Origin of the sequence: Azospirillum lipoferum 4B (assembly GCF_000283655.1) — a bacterium.
GTDB classification, from domain to species: Bacteria; Pseudomonadota; Alphaproteobacteria; order Azospirillales; family Azospirillaceae; genus Azospirillum; species Azospirillum lipoferum_C.
In genome coordinates, this window is record NC_016622.1 from 2,021,803 (window position 1) to 2,038,797 (window position 16,995).

At 68.7% G+C, this 16,995-nt stretch carries 13 protein-coding genes; 8 read left to right on the plus strand and 5 right to left on the minus strand.

Annotated features, from left to right (window positions below; all coding sequences use genetic code 11):
- The 7 genes from murC to lpxC all read left to right on the plus strand — a co-directional run bounded on the left by murC (position 1) and on the right by lpxC (position 9,018).
- A complete protein-coding gene (gene murC, locus AZOLI_RS09245; protein ID WP_014248351.1) occupies positions 1-1,419 on the plus strand; it encodes a UDP-N-acetylmuramate--L-alanine ligase in 1,419 nt (472 codons plus the stop codon).
- A complete protein-coding gene (gene murB / locus AZOLI_RS09250; protein WP_014248352.1) occupies positions 1,416-2,360 on the plus strand; it encodes a UDP-N-acetylmuramate dehydrogenase in 945 nt (314 codons plus the stop codon). Before murC ends, murB begins: the two co-directional genes overlap by 4 nt.
- Complete coding sequence (locus AZOLI_RS09255) at positions 2,357-3,316, plus strand: D-alanine--D-alanine ligase (protein WP_014248353.1); 960 nt, start codon at positions 2,357-2,359, stop codon at positions 3,314-3,316. Before murB ends, AZOLI_RS09255 begins: the two co-directional genes overlap by 4 nt.
- Positions 3,301-4,263: a cell division protein FtsQ/DivIB gene (locus AZOLI_RS09260; protein WP_044549962.1), complete on the plus strand. Its 963-nt coding sequence runs from the start codon at positions 3,301-3,303 to the stop codon at positions 4,261-4,263. The genes AZOLI_RS09255 and AZOLI_RS09260 overlap by 16 nt, the downstream gene beginning before the upstream one ends.
- A gap of 86 nt (positions 4,264-4,349) precedes the next feature.
- A complete protein-coding gene (ftsA, locus tag AZOLI_RS09265) occupies positions 4,350-5,624 on the plus strand; it encodes a cell division protein FtsA (protein WP_044550709.1) in 1,275 nt (424 codons plus the stop codon).
- A gap of 118 nt (positions 5,625-5,742) precedes the next feature.
- Positions 5,743-7,692 (plus strand): cell division protein FtsZ, encoded by a 1,950-nt coding sequence (gene ftsZ, locus AZOLI_RS09270; protein WP_014248356.1) that lies wholly within the window; start codon positions 5,743-5,745, stop codon positions 7,690-7,692.
- A gap of 390 nt (positions 7,693-8,082) precedes the next feature.
- Complete coding sequence (gene lpxC, locus AZOLI_RS09275) at positions 8,083-9,018, plus strand: UDP-3-O-acyl-N-acetylglucosamine deacetylase (protein WP_014248357.1); 936 nt, start codon at positions 8,083-8,085, stop codon at positions 9,016-9,018.
- Between the two features lie 409 nt (positions 9,019-9,427).
- Here the strand turns inward: lpxC and AZOLI_RS09280 are convergent, their stop codons facing one another.
- Positions 9,428-9,847 (minus strand): bacteriohemerythrin, encoded by a 420-nt coding sequence (locus tag AZOLI_RS09280; protein WP_014248359.1) that lies wholly within the window; start codon positions 9,845-9,847, stop codon positions 9,428-9,430.
- A 208-nt stretch (positions 9,848-10,055) separates the two neighbouring features.
- A complete protein-coding gene (ligA, locus tag AZOLI_RS09285; protein ID WP_014248360.1) occupies positions 10,056-12,422 on the minus strand; it encodes an NAD-dependent DNA ligase LigA in 2,367 nt (788 codons plus the stop codon).
- Positions 12,423-12,587: 165 nt separating this feature from the next.
- Between ligA and AZOLI_RS09290 the strand changes: the two genes are divergently transcribed.
- Entirely contained in the window at positions 12,588-13,124 is a 537-nt protein-coding gene (locus AZOLI_RS09290) for a hypothetical protein (protein WP_014248361.1), read from the plus strand.
- Positions 13,125-13,300: 176 nt separating this feature from the next.
- Here AZOLI_RS09290 and guaB read toward each other — a convergent pair whose 3' ends face one another.
- From guaB to AZOLI_RS09305, 3 genes are all read right to left on the minus strand, one after another.
- Positions 13,301-14,779: an IMP dehydrogenase gene (gene guaB / locus AZOLI_RS09295; RefSeq protein WP_014248362.1), complete on the minus strand. Its 1,479-nt coding sequence runs from the start codon at positions 14,777-14,779 to the stop codon at positions 13,301-13,303.
- A gap of 98 nt (positions 14,780-14,877) precedes the next feature.
- Positions 14,878-15,594 (minus strand): RlmE family RNA methyltransferase, encoded by a 717-nt coding sequence (locus tag AZOLI_RS09300; protein WP_014248363.1) that lies wholly within the window; start codon positions 15,592-15,594, stop codon positions 14,878-14,880.
- A gap of 93 nt (positions 15,595-15,687) precedes the next feature.
- Positions 15,688-16,710, minus strand: coding sequence for a Ppx/GppA phosphatase family protein (locus tag AZOLI_RS09305; RefSeq protein WP_014248364.1), 1,023 nt, complete (start codon positions 16,708-16,710; stop codon positions 15,688-15,690).
- Between the last annotated feature and the right edge of the window lie 285 nt (positions 16,711-16,995).

Consider the following 16,995-nt stretch of genomic DNA (forward strand, 5'->3'; position numbering starts at 1 on the left):
ATGCGCGCCCTCCCCCTCTCGATCGGCACCATCCACTTCGTCGGCATCGGCGGCATCGGCATGAGCGGCATCGCCGAGGTGCTGCGGAACCTGGGCTATACCGTCCAGGGCTCCGACCTCGCCGAGAACGCCAACGTCAAGCGCCTGCGCGAACTGGGCATCAAGGTGTTCGTCGGCCATCGCGGCGAGAACATCGCCGGTGCCGCCGTGGTCGTCGTCTCCTCCGCGGTCAAGCGCGACAATCCGGAAGTGGTCGCCGCCCGCGCCGCCCTGGTGCCGGTGGTCCGCCGCGCCGAGATGCTCGGCGAGCTGATGCGGCTGAAATGGGCCATCGCCATCGGCGGCACCCATGGCAAGACCACGACGACCTCGATGGTCGGCCACATGCTGGAGCATGCCAACCTCGACCCGACCGTCATCAACGGCGGCATCATCAACGCCTACGGCTCCAACACCCGGCTCGGCACCGGTGACTGGATGGTGGTCGAGGCGGACGAGAGCGACGGCACCTTCGTGAAGCTGCCGGCCTGCATCGCCGTCGTCACCAACATGGATCCGGAGCATCTGGACTTCTACGGCACCTTCGACAACGCGCGCGCCGCCTTCGACAGCTTCGTCCAGAACATCCCCTTCTACGGCTTTGCCGCGCTCTGCATCGACCATCCCGAGGTGCAGGCGATGATCCCCCGCGTGTCCGACCGCCGCATCGTCACCTACGGCTTCTCGCCGCAGGCCGACATCCGCGCGGTGAACGTGGAGCTGGGGCCCGACGGCGCCAAGTACGACGTGCTGATCTACGACCGCCACAGCGGCGAGAGCCGCGCCATCGCCGGCGTGCGCCTGCCGATGTACGGGCCGCACAACGTCCAGAACTCGCTGGCCTGCTTCGCGGTGGGCAACGAGATGGGCCTGCCCGACGTGGTGATGCGCGACAGCATGGCCAGATTCCAGGGCGTGAAGCGCCGCTTCACCAAGACCGGCGAGGCCAACGGCATCACGGTCATCGACGATTACGGCCACCACCCGGTGGAGATCGCCGCGGTGCTGAAGGCCGCGCGCACCGCCGGCACCGGCCGAACCATCGCCGTGGTCCAGCCGCACCGCTATTCCCGCCTCGCCGCCCTGTTCGAGGAGTTCTGCACCTGCTTCAACGACGCCGACGCCGTGATCGTCGCCGACGTCTATGCCGCCGGTGAGGCCCCCATCGAGGGCGTCAGCCGCGACAGCCTGGTGGAGGGCCTGCGCATGCACGGCCACCGCCATGTCGTGGCCCTGCACAACCAGCAGGAGCTGGCGCAGGTCGTGCGCGAGATGGCCAAGCCCGGCGACTTCGTCGTCTGCCTGGGCGCCGGCAACATCACCCAGTGGGCGAATGCCCTGCCGGGCGAGTTGACCGCCCTCTACGGCGCCCGTCGATGACGGCGGCGCCCCGCATGAGCCCGGCGGACGGCCACCTGATCGGACGCATGCCGACCGTGCGCGGCCGGCTGACCGCCGACGCCCCGCTGGCGCCGGTGACGTGGTTCCGCGTCGGCGGCCCGGCCGAGGTGATGTTCCGCCCCGCCGATGCCGACGACCTCGCCGGCTTCCTGGCGGCCCTGCCGGCCGAGGTGCCGGTGACGGTGATCGGCGTCGCCTCCAACCTGCTGGTGCGGGACGGCGGCGTGCCGGGCGTCACCATCCGGCTCGGCCGCGGCTTCACCGACATCCTGGCGGATGGGATGACGCTGACCGCCGGTGCGGCGGCGCTCGACCTCAACGTCGCCATGGTCGCCCGCGATGCCGGGATCGAGGGGCTGGAGTTCCTCTCCGGCATCCCCGGCACCATCGGCGGCGCGCTGCGCATGAACGGCGGCGCCTATGGCCGCGAGCTGGCCGACGTGCTGGTCTCCGCCACCGCGGTCGCGCGGGACGGCCGGCGGCTGGAATTCAGCCATGCCGGCATGGGCTTCACCTATCGCCACAGCGCGGCGCCGGAGGATTGCATCTTCACCGGCGCCGTCCTGCGCGGCGAGCCCGGCAACCCGCTGGAGATCGCGCGGCGCATGGCCGAGATCTCCGACAAGCGGGCCGACAGCCAGCCCGTCCGCTCGCGCACCGGCGGTTCGACCTTCAAGAACCCGGAAGGCTACAAGGCCTGGGAGCTCATCGACAAGGCCGGCTGCCGCGGCCTGTCCATCGGCGACGCCCAGGTGTCGGAAAAGCACTGCAACTTCCTGATCAACAACGGCACGGCCACCGCCGCCCAGCTGGAAGCGCTGGGCGACGAGGTCCGCCGCCGCGTGTTCGAGACCAGCGGCGTGACGCTGGAGTGGGAAATCAAGCGCATCGGCATTCCCGCCGACGGAGGCCACGCATGACCGAAGTCCTGCTCCACGCCCACAAGAAGCATGTCGCCGTCCTGATGGGCGGCTGGTCGGCCGAGCGCGAGGTGTCGCTGGTCAGCGGTGCCGGCGTCGCCAAGGCGCTGGAAGAGGAAGGCTACCGCGTCACCGCCATCGACGTGCAGCGCGACCTGGGTGGGCTGATGCACGCCCTGACCAACCCGCGCCCCGACGTGGTGTTCAACGCCCTGCACGGCCGCGGCGGCGAGGACGGAACGATCCAGGGCGTGCTGGAGTTCCTGGGCCTGCCCTACACCCATTCGGGCGTCCAGGCGGCGGCCATCGCCATGGACAAGGCGATGACCAAGCGCGTGCTGGACACCGTCGGCATCCGCTCCCCCAAAGGAATGGTGCTGTCCCGTGGGGAGATCGCCGGCGGCGCCCACCCCATGCCGGCGCCCTATATCGTCAAGCCTGTGGACGAGGGCTCGACCGTTGGCGTAACCCTGGTCCGCGAGGGGCAGAACAGCCCGGTCGGCGACGATGGCTTCTTCGGGGGGACCTTCGGAGAACGCGTGCTGGTCGAGGAGTTCATCCCCGGTCGCGAACTGACCGTGGGCGTCATGGGTGACCGCGCTTTGGCGGTGACCGAAATCGTCTTCCAGGCTCAGGTCTACGACTACACCGCGAAATACAGCGCCGGCCATGCCGTCCACACCATCCCCGCCGCGATCCCCGAGGCCGTGGCGGAGGAGGCGAAACGGATGGCGGTGCTGGCGCACCACACCCTGGGCTGCCGGGGTGTCTCGCGCAGCGACTTCCGCTGGGATGACGGCCGGCCGGGAACGGACGGGCTGTACTTCCTGGAGATCAACAACCAGCCGGGCATGACGCCCCTGTCGCTGGTGCCCGAACAGGCGGCGCATGTGGGAATTTCCTACGGCGCGCTGGTCGGCTGGCTGGTGGAGAATGCCGCATGTCAGCTCGCCTGATGGCCGACCCGGACTTCCGCGCCGCCGCCGCCGGTGCGCGCGCCCGGGACGAGATGCCGACCCCGCCGCGCGCCATGGCCGCGTCGGCGCAGAAAGGCAAGCGACGCCGCGCCTGGCCGCGCTGGACCCGTTCGGCCGTCAAGGCGGCGCTGATCCTGGTGCCGGTGCTGGGGCTGACCGCCACCGCCGGCTCCGCCTGGAAGCGCGGCACCCTGGCCGACACGCTGGACGCGGCGCGGGAAAGCGTCATCCAGACCACCGGCGACCTGGGCTTCCGCCTGTCGGAGATCCTGGTGGTCGGCCGCAGCGAGACCGAACGCGACGCCGTGCTCGACGCGCTGGGCGTGCGCCGGGGCGAGCCGATCCTGTCCATCGACCTCGCGGAGGCCAAGCAGCGCCTTGAAGAGCTTCCCTGGGTGTCGTCGGCCTCCATCGAGCGCCGGCTGCCCGGTTTCCTCTATATCCGCCTGTCGGAACGCCAGCCGATGGCGATTTGGCAGCATGAGCGGCAGTTCACCGTCATCGACCGCGCCGGCCGTCCGCTGGCCGACGCGGCGGAGCTGGCGCGCCGCGGCAACCAGCGCATCGACACGCTGCCCCAGGTGATCGGCGCCAACGCCCCGCAGCAGGTCCACACCCTGCTGTCGGCGCTGGACAGCGCGCCAACCATCGCCCCGATGCTGTCCTCGGCCAGCTGGATCAGCGACCGGCGCTGGAACCTGCAGCTCAGCAACGGCGTGACGGTGAAGCTGCCGGAAGGCACCGCGGAGATGCGCCGCGCCCTTCAGCAGCTGGAGCAGATGCATGCGGCCAGCCATGTGCTGGACCGCGACATCGTCGCCATCGACCTGCGGCTGCCCGGCCGCGCCGCGATCCAGACCTCCGCCACCGCCCAGCTTCCGGGCTGGGAGGATGAGTCGAAGAAGAAGAACGGCAAGAAATCGTAAAAGGACGGACCGGCGGCGGGCCTTTCCGGGAAAAGCCCGCCGCCGGCAGACAGGAGTAGAGGGGACGTTTGGGGGGCATGTTCGGGATGGGATTCAACGGTGCCAAGAAGCCGAAGCGGCCGACCCGTGGCGGAATCGTCACGGCGCTGGACGTCGGCTCGACGAAGGTGTGCTGCGTCATCGCGCGGATGGAGGAGCCCGGCTCCCTCCGCGTGATCGGCGTCGGCCACCAGATCGCCACGGGCATCCGCGCCGGGACCATCATCGACATGGAGGCGGCGGAAACCTCGATCGGTGCCGCCGTGCATGCCGCCGAACAGATGGCCGGCGAGACGGTGCACGACGTCGTCGTCAACCTGTCGATGGGCCATCCGCGGTCCCACGCCTTCACCGCCACGGTCCCCGTCTCCGGCCAGGAGGTGACGGAGGGCGACATCCGCCGCGCCATGGCCCATGCCCGCACCCTGCAGGCCGGCCCCGATCAGGCGCTGATCCACACCATCCCGCTGGGCTTCAGCCTGGACGGCAGCCGCGGCATCCGCGATCCCAAGGGGATGAGCGGCCATTCGCTGGGCGCCCAGCTGCATGTCGTCACCGCGGCGGCCGGCGCCATCCGCACGCTGCACGCCTGCGTCGCCCGCTGCCACCTGAACATCGAGTCCATCGTGGTCAGCCCCTTCGCCTCCGGCCTCGCCTGTCTGGTGGAGGACGAGATGGAGATGGGGGCGGCCTGCGTCGATATCGGCGGCGGCGGCACCACCATCTCGATCTTCGCCGAAGGCAATCTGGTGTGGACCGGCTTCGTGCCCCTGGGCGGCCGGCATGTCACCAACGACATCGCCCACGGGCTGGCAACGCCGCTGGTCCATGCCGAACGGCTGAAGGTGCTCTACGGCAGCGCCCGGGTGAACCCGGCCGACGAGCGCGAAATGATCGAGGTGCCGCAGATCGGCGAGGACGAGCGCAGCGGCAGCGGCACCGCCAGCCACCCGCGCTCCTTCCTGGTCAGCATCATCCAGGCGCGGATGGAAGAGATCTTCGAAGAGGTGCGCAGCGCCATCGAGCAGTCGGGCCATGCCCGGCTGGTCGGCCGGCGCGTCGTGCTGACCGGCGGCGCCAGCCAGTTGCCGAACACGCGCGACATGGCCGCCCCGATCCTGGACAAACAGGTCCGCATCGCCCGCCCGACCCGGATCGCCGGCCTCAACGAGGCCCATGGCGGACCGGCCTTCGCGACGGTCGCGGGCCTTCTGCTACACGCCGTCCGCAACCCGACGGAGCTGATGGTGACCGGCCAAGAGGCGGTCGCGTCCACCGGGCTCATCGGCCGCGTCGGCCTCTGGCTGCGGGAGAATCTGTGATGATTCCCGCCGCCATCCACCGATTCCCGAACGGACAGACACCGGACACAACCGGGCGCCGGTCGCGGCATATCGAACATCAAACCCAACGAAAACAGGTTGTGGAGGCCTGAACACCATGATCAACGTGACCATTCCCCAAATCGAGCCCGAACTGAAGCCGCGCATCACCGTGTTCGGCGTCGGCGGTGCCGGCGGCAACGCCGTCAACAACATGATCAAGTCGAACCTGGAAGGCGTGGACTTCGTCGTCGGCAACACCGACGCGCAGGCGCTGAAGGGTTCCTTGTGCGAGAAGCGCATCCAGCTGGGCACCGGCACCACCCGCGGCCTCGGCGCCGGCTCCAAGCCGGATGTCGGCCGTGCCTCGGCCGAGGAGCAGATCGACGAGATCGTCCAGTATCTCGAAGGCTCCAACATGGTGTTCATCACCGCCGGCATGGGCGGCGGCACCGGCACCGGCGCGGCCCCGGTCATCGCGCGTGCGGCCCGCGAGCGCGGCATCCTGACCGTCGGCGTCGTCACCAAGCCCTTCCATTTCGAGGGCGGCCACCGCATGCGGCTGGCCGAGGGCGGCATTGCCGAGCTGCAGCAGTATGTCGACACCCTGATCATCATCCCGAACCAGAACCTGTTCCGCATCGCCAACGAGAAGACGACCTTCGCGGACGCCTTCAAGATGGCCGACGACGTTCTGCATTCGGGCGTGCGCGGCGTCACCGACCTGATGGTGATGCCCGGCCTGATCAACCTGGATTTCGCCGACATCCGGTCCGTCATGACCGAGATGGGCAAGGCGATGATGGGCACCGGCGAGGCCGGCGGCGAGCGCCGCGCCATCGAAGCCGCCGAGGCCGCCATCTCCAACCCGCTGCTGGACGACGTGTCGATGAAGGGTGCCCGCGGCGTCCTCATCAACATCACCGGCGGTTACGACATGACCCTGTTCGAGGTTGACGAGGCCGCTAACCGCGTCCGTGACGAGGTCGATCCCGACGCCAACATCATCTTCGGCTCGACCTTCGACAGCTCGCTGGACGGCGTGATGCGCGTGTCGGTCGTCGCCACCGGTATCGACGCCGCGGCGATGAGCAACCCGCGCACCCTGCATCCGGTCAACCTGTCGCTGATCCCCGGCGACCGCGCCAAGAAGCCGGCCGCTCCCGGCAACCTGACCGGCGCGCCGGCTGCCGCCCCGGCCTCGGCGATTCCCAGTGCCGCCGCCGGCCTGCGCACCCCGCAGCCGGTGACCGCCGGCGCCGCCGCGATCCAGCACGACCCGGCCCAGCAGCATGCCCCCCAACACCATGGCGAGGCGCCGAGGCCGGCCGCCGGTCCGCTGCATGGCGAGAACCAGGGCGGCCATTTCTTCGCACCGAAGCCGGCCGATGCCGGTCCGCGCCAGCCGGTGACCGTCGGCGCCGCCCCGCTGTCCGCTCCCCAGCCGCAGCAGCCCGCCGCCCACCAGCACGCGCCGCAGGCCCCGCAGATCCACCAGCAGCCGCAGCAGCCCCATCAGCCGCAGCAGCCGGCCCCGCAGGCCCAGCAGCATCACCATCACGCCGCCCCGCAGGCCCACCAGCCGCATCCGGGCGGCCTGTCGGTCGGTCCTGCTCCGGCGCCGGCCCCCGCGCCGGAACCGGCGCCCGCCCGCAAGGGGAACTTCCTGTTCGGTCTGGTGACCGGCCTCGGCCGCAAGTCGGAACCGGCGCACCCGCCGGCTCCGCAGCCCGCGCCCCAGGCCTACCAGCCGCAGCCGGCCCCGCAGCAGTACCAACCGGCCCCGCAGCCGCAGCAGCACCCGCAGCAAGGCTATCCGCAGCAGCAGCCGGCCTATCCTCAGCAGCCGCAGGCGCCGCAGGCCTATCAGCCGGCCCCGTCCTACCCGGCCGCTCCGCAGCAGGCGCCGGTCTATCCGCAGCAGCAGTCGGCTCCGCAGCAGGCCCCGCAGGCGCCCAGCTATCCTGCCGCTCCGCAGCAGATGGCCCCGGCCCCGCGCGCCGATGCCAAGCCGGGCGAGCAGGAAGAGCTGGACATCCCGGCCTTCCTGCGCCGTCAGGCGAACTGAGCGCCCACCGTTCCGGACCGCCGCGGCCTCATCCGCGGCGGTCGGCCGATCCCGGCGAAAGCCGGAGATAACCGCCGGCGCCGCAGCCTGCTAATCGCGGCGCCGGTGGCTCCACAACCTGACCGAACCTCTCGGACCCCGGGACGCCTTCGTGCGTTTCCGGGGATTTTTTTATTGCATCACTATTGTGCGTATACCCGATTGCTTGCGATTCCCGCCTCTTTTGCCTTGCAACAAACGGTAACAATGAGTGATTTGCCGATTTCCAAGCCCCGGTGTTACCTATCAGCATGGTCGAAAGCGAAAGCCGCCGACGCGATGATCTTCCAAGATCATCCGGCGCGGCATCGCCGGGAACCTCCCCTTCATGACCAAGATGGAAAAGACATCGTGGCCAACAATCGCAGCAACGCGGACGGCATGTTCCAGCAGACCCTGAAGAAGTCGGTGACGATTGCCGGCGTCGGTCTGCATTCGGGCGTCATCGTCACGCTGACGATTTCCCCGGCCGATGCGAATTCCGGGATCACCTTTCATCGCACCGACATCCGTGGCGCCGCCGCCGTCATTCCGGCGCGCTGGGACACGGTGGTCGACACCCGCCTGTGCACCGTGATCGGCAACGAGCATGGCACCACCGTCGGCACGATCGAGCATCTGATGTCCGCGCTGGCCGGCTGCGGCATCGACAATGCCGTCGTTTCGCTGGACGGCATCGAGGTGCCGATCATGGACGGCAGCGCCGCCCCCTTCGTCGCCGCCATCGAGCAGGCCGGCATCGCCGTGCAGAAGGCCCCGCGCCGCGTCATCCGCATCCTGAAGCCGGTCGTCATCGGTGACGGCGTGAAGAGCGCGTCCTTCACCCCCGACGACGCCACCACCTACAGCTTCGAGATCGACTTCGACAGCGCCGCCATCTCCCGTCAGGCGCATGCGCTGGAGATCGACACGGACAGCTTCAAGGACGAGATCAGCCGCGCCCGCACCTTCGGCTTCCTGCACGAGGTGGAGGGGCTGCGCAAGATGGGCCTCGCCCGCGGCGGCTCGCTGGACAACGCGGTGGTCATCTCCGGCGACACGGTGATGAACGCCGACGGCCTGCGCTTCAGCGACGAGTTCGTGCGCCACAAGATCCTGGACGCCGTCGGCGACCTGTATCTGGCCGGTGCGCCCATCGTCGGGCACTTCCATGGCGTGCGCTCCGGCCACGCCCTGAACAACCAGCTGCTGCGCGCCCTGTTCGCCGACCGCAGCGCTTGGCGCTATGAGACGGCGGTGTCGCTGCCGGTTGCGCGCCGCGGTTTGGAGCAGCTGGCGGTCGCCTGACCACAGCCTGTTTTCGATTGGGCCGTTTTCGATTGGGTTTGCCCCTGCCCTCCCCTACCGGGGAGGGCTTTTTCTTTGCGCGCACTCCCCTCCCCTGCCGGGGCGATGAGTCGCGCGAAAGAAAAAGCGCCCTCCCCTCTCGGGTTGGGCGCTCACCGGATTTTCTTGGCTGCTTACGCTTTTCTGAATTATTTCAGTATTTTAGGCAATTTTCTTTAGACAGCGCTTCGAGAACACTGAAATCGCCCTCTCCCGTCTCGGGAGAGGGAGGGGACCCGCGCCGCTAGGCGTGGGGAGGGTGAGGGGTATAGCAAAAGTCCCGAACCGCATGGCTTCGTGCCTAACCCCTCACCCTTCCCAAGCTTCGCTTGGGCCCCTTCCCTCTCCCGGGACGGGAGAGGGAGCGCCCCTACCCCGCCACCGCCAGTTCCGCTTCGCTGCCGGCATATTCGCCGAAGCGCGTGTCTTCCTTCAGAATGTGCTTGCCGAGCCAGTCGGAGCAGAACAGGAAAACCTCTTCGCCGCTGGTCGACCCGCCATTGGAGCGGAAGTCATCGCGGTAGCTTTCGACCTGGCGGGTCAGATTGTCGTGCAGAGCCTTGTGCGCAGCGAAGGTCGGGTAGTTCAGGCGCTGCATCTGCGCCTCTTCCTCCGCGAAATGGTGGCGGGTGTAGGCGATCAGTTCGTCCAGGATCGCTTCGATCAGGGCGGGATCCCGGCGGTTGGCATCGTCATACAGTTTGTTGACGATGCCGATCAGGACGCGGTGATCCTCGTCCAGAGCGTCGTTGCCGACGCTCATCCAGCGCGACCACTGAATTGGCTCCATGGCGTTTCCTTCATCCCCTTCGTTGGCTGCCGGGCCGGCGGATGCGGGCGTTGTCCGCCCGTCGGCACCGCCCTGATCCAGGGTCGGGCCGCCTGTCTGGCATCGTTGCGCTTCTGATTATAAGCAATGTCTGATCTCACTCCCGCTGTCTCCGTCCGTCAATCCGACCGAACGGAGATGCGACATTTTGGCCAAGGCCGGCGTCCGGTCAGCCGCCGATCTTGGCCAGCCATTCATCCTCGGTCAGGATCTCGACGCCCAGCTCCTTGGCCTTGGCCGCCTTGCTGCCGGCGTCCGCCCCGGCGACCAGATAGTCGGTCTTGCCGGAGACCGAACCGGCGACCTTGGCGCCCAGCGACTCGGCCCGCGCCTTGGCTTCAGAGCGGGTCATCCGCTCCAGCGTGCCGGTGAAGACCACGGTCTTGCCGGCAATCGGGGAATTGCTGGCCTTCGGCGCCTCGGCCGCCAGCACGGTCAGCCGCTCCATCAGGCCGCGGACGATGACGAGGTTGCGCTCCTCCGCGAAGAAGCCGGCGAGCTCCTCCGCCGCAACCTCGCCGACATCGGGGGTGGCGACCAGATCGAGCCAGGGCTGCCCCGGCGCCTGCGCCGTTGCGCGCTCCATCGCCGCCCGCCAATCGGCGAGAGTGCCGTAGCGGGTGGCCAGCGCCTGGGCAGCGCGCGTGTTCAGCCGCTTGATGCCGAGCGAACCGATGATCGTCTCCAGCCGCAGTGCTTCACTGCCGGCATAGAAGTCCAGCTTGGCCGCACTTTCCGGATCGACGAACCAGGCGAGGATGGTGTCGGCGGTGACCGGGCCGACGCCACTCAACGCATGCAGGTCGCGCCATTCCTGCCCCGGCATCGCCCGTTCCGCCGCCAGCATGCCGTCGACCCAGCCCTGCATGGTCTTGTACTGGCGGGCCAGCGACTTCGCCGTCACCTCGCCAATATGGCGGATGCCGAGCGCGTAGATCACCCGGTGCAGGTCGATGCCGCTGCGGCGCTGCTCGATCGCCTTGAACAGGTTCTGGACCGACTTCTCCTTCCAGCCCGGCCGGCCGATCAGTTCGACCCGGCCCTCAAGGGTGAAAATATCGACCGGCGACTTGATGAAGCCCTCGTCCCAGAACTCCTCGATGATCTTCTCGCCCAGCCCTTCGATGTCGAAGGCGTCGCGGGACACGAAATGGCGCAGCCGCTCCTTCGCTTGGGCGGCGCAGATCAGGCCGCCGGTGCAGCGGCGCACCACTTCCCCCGCCTCGCGGATGGCGAGGCTGCCGCAGACCGGGCAGGTCTCCGGCGCGACATAGGGCACGGAGTCGGCCGGGCGCTGCGACAGCACCACCTCCACCACCTGCGGGATGACGTCGCCGGCGCGCTGGACGACCACGAGGTCGCCGACGCGGATGTCCTTGCGGGCGATCTCGTCCTCATTGTGCAGGGTGGCGCGACTGACCACGACGCCGCCGACGGTGATGTCCTCCAGTTCGGCGACGGGGGTCAGCGCGCCGGTGCGGCCGACCTGGATGGTGATCGCCTTCAGCCGAGTCTGCGCCTGTTCGGCCGGGAATTTGTGGGCGATGGCCCAGCGCGGCGCCCGGCTGACGAAGCCGAGCCTCTGCTGAAGCTCCAGGCTGTCGACCTTGTAGACGACGCCGTCGATGTCGAAGGGAAGGCCTGCGCGCCGTCGGCCGATGCCCTCGTAATAGGCCAGCAGCTTGTCCTTGCCGTCGCACAGCTCCGCCGGCCGGTTCAGCTGGAAGCCCCAGCCTTTCAGCCGCTCGCGAATGCCCCATTGGGTTTCGGCAATCGGCTCCGACACCTCGCCCAGCGCATAGCCGAAGAAGCAGAGCGGCCGGGCGGCGGTGATGGAGGGGTCGAGCTGACGCAGGCTGCCGGCCGCCGCGTTGCGCGGGTTGGCGAACAGCTGCTCGCCCTTCTCGGCACGGGCGGCGTTCATCGCCAGGAAGTCGTCGCGGTTCATATAGACCTCGCCGCGGACCTCCAGCACATCGGGGAAAGGGGCCGGCAGGCGGTGCGGCACGTCGCGGATGGTGCGGACGTTGGCGGTGACGTTCTCGCCCTCCGCCCCGTCGCCGCGGGTGGCGGCCAGCACCAGCTCACCGCGTTCGTAGCGCAGCGAGCAGGACAGGCCGTCGATCTTCGGCTCCGCCACGAAGGTCAGCGGCGCCTCGTCGGACAGGCCGAGGAAGCGGCGGACGCGAGCATCGAACTCCGCCACATCCTCGGGCGCGAAGGCGTTGCCCAGCGACAGCATGGGGATGGCGTGACGCACCTTGCCGAAGCCGGCCGCCGGAGCGGCGCCGACCTGCAGGCTGGGCGAATCGGCGCGGCGAAGATCGGGGAAGCGCGCCTCGATGGCGAGGTTGCGGCGAACCAGCGCGTCATACTCGGCATCGGAGATCTCCGGCTGGTCCTGCTGGTGATAGAGCCGGTCATGGTGGGCGATCTCGGCGGCCAGCGCCGCCAGGTCCGCCGCCGCCTGATCCGGCGTCAGCGCCTCGACATCGATGCTGCGGGGATTGGGCGGCGTGTCGAACAGGTCCTGCATGGCGCGTCTCGTGACGAATCGGGGGCTTCCGAAGAAGGGCCGCGCAGGATAGCGCCTGAAGACCGGTTTCGGGAGTCTGTCGGGACGGACGCCGCGCATCGGGGCGACGGCCGGACGGAGTGCCTATATACTGACGGGCACATCTTTTCGGAGTCCGCCTGCCTGATGAGCAAAGCCCATCTCCCGGACCTGCGCATCGACGACCGCATGATCGTCGCCGCCGCTCTGGACCGCATCCTCTACGACGATCCCGACCATTTCGCGGCGGAGGATGCGCGCACCGTGCGCCGCCTGATCCCCTACGGCCGCTCCGGCTGGCTGCGGCTGGGATTCCGTGCCGAGACCCAGGGTCCTTCGGTGAAGGGCGAGGCCGCCGGAGTCGGCGACGTGCGGATGGAGGGCGACAAGAAGGTGGTGGAGGGCAGCGTCGGCGAATCGACCGCCTGGCGCTGCGGCCAGTACAAGATCACCAACCATGGCGGCGACCTGGAAATCTGGCAGGTGATGAGCGACGAATACGCGCCGGAGCCGAAGGGCGCCCGGCTGGAGTTCGACGCGCATGGCGAGCCGGAACGGCTGACCTTCTTCCAGCCGCGGGACATCGAACTGCGGATTCCCTTCACCAGCATGGCCGTCGGCGTGCGGCTGGGCGGGTGGCAGTTCTGGAAGCAGGTGGCTGAGGGGGCGGGCACCGCCGGGTGAGTCGCGGCGTCGTATGCTGCCCCCTCCCCATCCCTCCCCCGCTTCGCGGGAGAGGGGGTAGAATGCTTGTATGCGTGACTTAACTGCCAAAGCAGCGGCAGTCCCCTCTCCCACCGAAGGTGGGGGAGGGTTAGGGAGGGGGCATTCGTCAGCCGACGCCTACCCCCAACCTCACCTCACCCCTGCCGGTAGTTCGGCGACTCGTTGGTGATGGTGATGTCGTGGACGTGGCTTTCGCGCAGGCCCGCGTTGGTGATGCGGACGAACTGGCACTTCTCGCGCATCTCGGCGATGGAGGCGCTGCCGGTATAGCCCATGGCCGCGCGCAGGCCGCCGACCAGCTGGTGGATGACCGCCGAGACCGGACCCTTGTAGGGGACGCGGCCTTCGACGCCTTCCGGCACCAGCTTCATGGTCGAAACCTCCTGCTGGAAGTAACGGTCCGCCGAGCCGCGCGCCATGGCGCCGACCGAGCCCATGCCGCGATAGCTCTTGTAGGAACGGCCCTGGAACAGGATGACCTCGCCCGGGCTCTCGTCAGTGCCGGCGAACAGGCTGCCCAGCATGGCGACGCTGGCGCCGCCGGCGATGGCCTTGGCCAGATCGCCCGAATACTTGATGCCGCCATCGGCGATCACCGGGATGCCGTGCTTCTCGCACTCGTCCACCACATCCATGACCGCGGTCAGCTGCGGAACGCCGACACCGGCGATGATGCGGGTGGTGCAGATGGAGCCCGGACCGATGCCGACCTTCACGGCATCCGCACCGGCATCGATCAGCGCCTTGGCCGCTTCGGCGGTGGCGACGTTGCCGGCGATCACCTGGGTGTAGCTGGACATGGCGCGGGCGGCGCGGACCTGCTCCAGCACCTTGGCGGAATGGCCGTGCGCGGTGTCGACCACCAGCACGTCGACTCCGGCGTCGAACAGCGCCTCTGCACGGGCCAGACCGTCATTGCCGGTGCCGGTGGCGGCGGCGACGCGCAGGCGGCCCTTGCTGTCCTTGCAGGCGTTCGGATAGGCCTGGGCCTTCTCGATGTCCTTGACAGTGACGAGGCCGATGCAGCGGTAATCCTCGTCGACGACCAGCAGCTTCTCGATGCGGTGCTGGTGGAGCAGGCGCTTGCCTTCCTCCTGGCTGACGCCCTCGCGGACGGTCACCAGCTCCTTGGTCATCAGTTCGCTGACCGGCTGCTTGGGATCGGTGGCGAAGCGGACGTCGCGGTTGGTCAGCATGCCGACCAGCTTGCCGCTGCCGAGTTGGTCGCGGCTCTCCACCACCGGGATGCCGGAGATGCGGTAATCGGCCATCAGCTGCAGCGCGTCGGCCAGCGTGGCGTTCGGCGTGATGGTGATCGGGTTGACGACCATGCCCGATTCGAACCGCTTGACCTTGCGGACCTCTTCGGCCTGCTGCTCGATGGTCAGGTTGCGGTGGACGACGCCGATGCCGCCGGCCTGGGCCATGGCGATGGCAAGGCGGCTCTCGGTCACCGTGTCCATCGCCGAGGACATCAGCGGGATGCCCAGCTCGATGGTCTTCGTCAGTCTTGTCCGGGTGTCCACGTCGTTCGGCAGGACCGAGCTTTCGGCCGGAACCAGCAGCACGTCGTCGAAGGTCAGGGCTTCGCGGATTTTGGTGTCGCGCGCCATGTGTGAATCTCCCGGAAGATAAACGTGGCGCACTTATACACAAGACCATGGGCTTGTGAACCCGTGCGCACACAGCATCTGTTATGCAACTGCGAAAATCAGCGCATGTCGTCGTTCGCGCTGCCGCCGCGGAAGCCGGTGGCGACCACATAGGTCTCCGACGACTCGGCACGGCTGGCCGGCGGCTTGGCGTGCTTGACCACGGCGAAGTCGCGCCGCAGCCGGTCGAGCAGCGAACGCTCCGCCCCGCCCTGGAACAGCTTGGCGACGAAGGCGCCGCCGGGGGCCAGCACCTCCTCGGCGAAGTCATAGGCGGCCTCGGCCAGCCCCATGATGCGGAGGTGATCGGTCTGCTGGTGGCCGGTGGTGGGGGCGGCCATGTCGCTCAGAACCAGGTCGGCCGGGCCCCCCAGCGCTTCCTTCAGCGCCTCGGCAGCTCCTTCCTCAAGGAAGTCGGCCTGCATGGTGGTGGCGCCGGGGACCGGGTCCATCGGGAGGATGTCGAGCCCGACGACCTTCCAGCCGTCCTTGGCAGTCTGCACCTTCTCCACCGCAATCTGCGTCCAGCCGCCGGGGGCGGCACCCAGATCGACCACGCGCTTGCCGGGGGCGAGCAGGCGGAACTTCTCGTCCAGCTGCAGCAGCTTGAACGCGGCGCGCGAGCGGTAGCCGCGCTTGGTCGCCTCGGCCACATAGGGGTCGTTCAGGTGGCGCTCCAGCCAGCGCTTGGAGGATTCCGTGCGCTTGCCGGCGGTCTTCACACGGACCGTGGCACGGCGCCCGCCCGGGCGCGTCGACGGAGTCTTTTCGGTCATGATCGCTGCAGTTCCTCGGTCATCCGGCACGGGCGGGGAACCGTCTCCCCTGCCCCGCCTATATAAGTCCGGCCGTTCGCCGGCCAAATCCGGTCACTCGCCGGCGGCCCCCATCAGGTCCACCAGAATCCCTTCGCGCAGGCCGCGGTCGGCGATGCGCAGCCGTTCCACCGGCCAGACGTCGCACAGCGCGTCCAGAACGGCGCAGCCGGCGACCACCAGATCGGCGCGGTCCTGCCCGATGCAGGGATGGCGGGCGCGGCCGTCGAAATCCTGGGAGACCAGATGGTCGATCACCGTGCGGGCATGGTCCACGCGCAGATAGCTGCCGTCCACCGCCCGGCGGTCGTAGCGGCATAGCCCCAGATGCACGCCGGCCAGCGTCGTCACCGTGCCGGAAGTGCCCAGCATCTGCACCTTGCCGGCGGCGATGCTCTCCTGGATGCGGTTGCGCGCCTCGAACGGGGCGATGGCGTCGGCCACCGCCTCCACCATCCGGTCATAGTTGACGCGGGTGACGTTGGGGCCGCCATATTCCTCGGTCAGGCCGATCACGCCGCAGCGGATGGAGGTCTGGTCCAGCAGGCGCGGCACCCGCCCCTTCTCCACCGCCAGCCACATCAGCTCGGTGGAGCCGCCGCCGATGTCGAACACGATGGCATAGGGATGAGTCGGCTCCAGCAGGGCGGCGCAGCCGGCAAGCGCCAGCCGCCCTTCCTCCTGGCTGGAGATGATCTCCAGCGCAATGCCGGTCTCGCGCTCCACCGCCTCGACGAAGGCGATGCCGTTGGCGGCGCGGCGGCAGGCCTCCGTCCCCACGGCGCGCACGGATGTGACACCGCGCCGTTCGATCTTGGAGCCGCAGACTCGCAGAGCCGCGATGGTGCGTTCCATCGCCGGTTCCGACAGATGGTCATTGCGACTCAACCCTTCGCCCAGCCGGACGATGCGGGAAAAGGCATCGATCACGCGGAAGCCGCCGGGTGCGGATTTGGCGATCAGCAGGCGGCAATTGTTGGTGCCGAGGTCCAGCGCGGCGAAGACCGGGCGCGCCAGCGCCGACGAACGCAACCGTCCGGTGTCGTTCTGCCGCTCGCTTTGCACCTGTAGATCCACGTACCGTCCCCGCCCGCGCCTAAAGAGCGGAGTGTAACCCGGATCGCAGTCCGGCGGGAACCCCTCTCGACCGCGATCACGCCGGCCCTGCCCCGCAGGTCACCCCTGCGCCGGTTGCCGGGCAAAACAAAAACCCTCGCTCCGATGTGGAGCGAGGGTTTTCGCATCGGGCATCTACGGCCCGCATGATGGCGCCAGTCAGGCGAATGAATTCGGAACTGAAATCTCAGTTGTCGTGGCCGAGCAGATCGGCATGATCACGTAAGCGCCGGTGGAGTCATGATC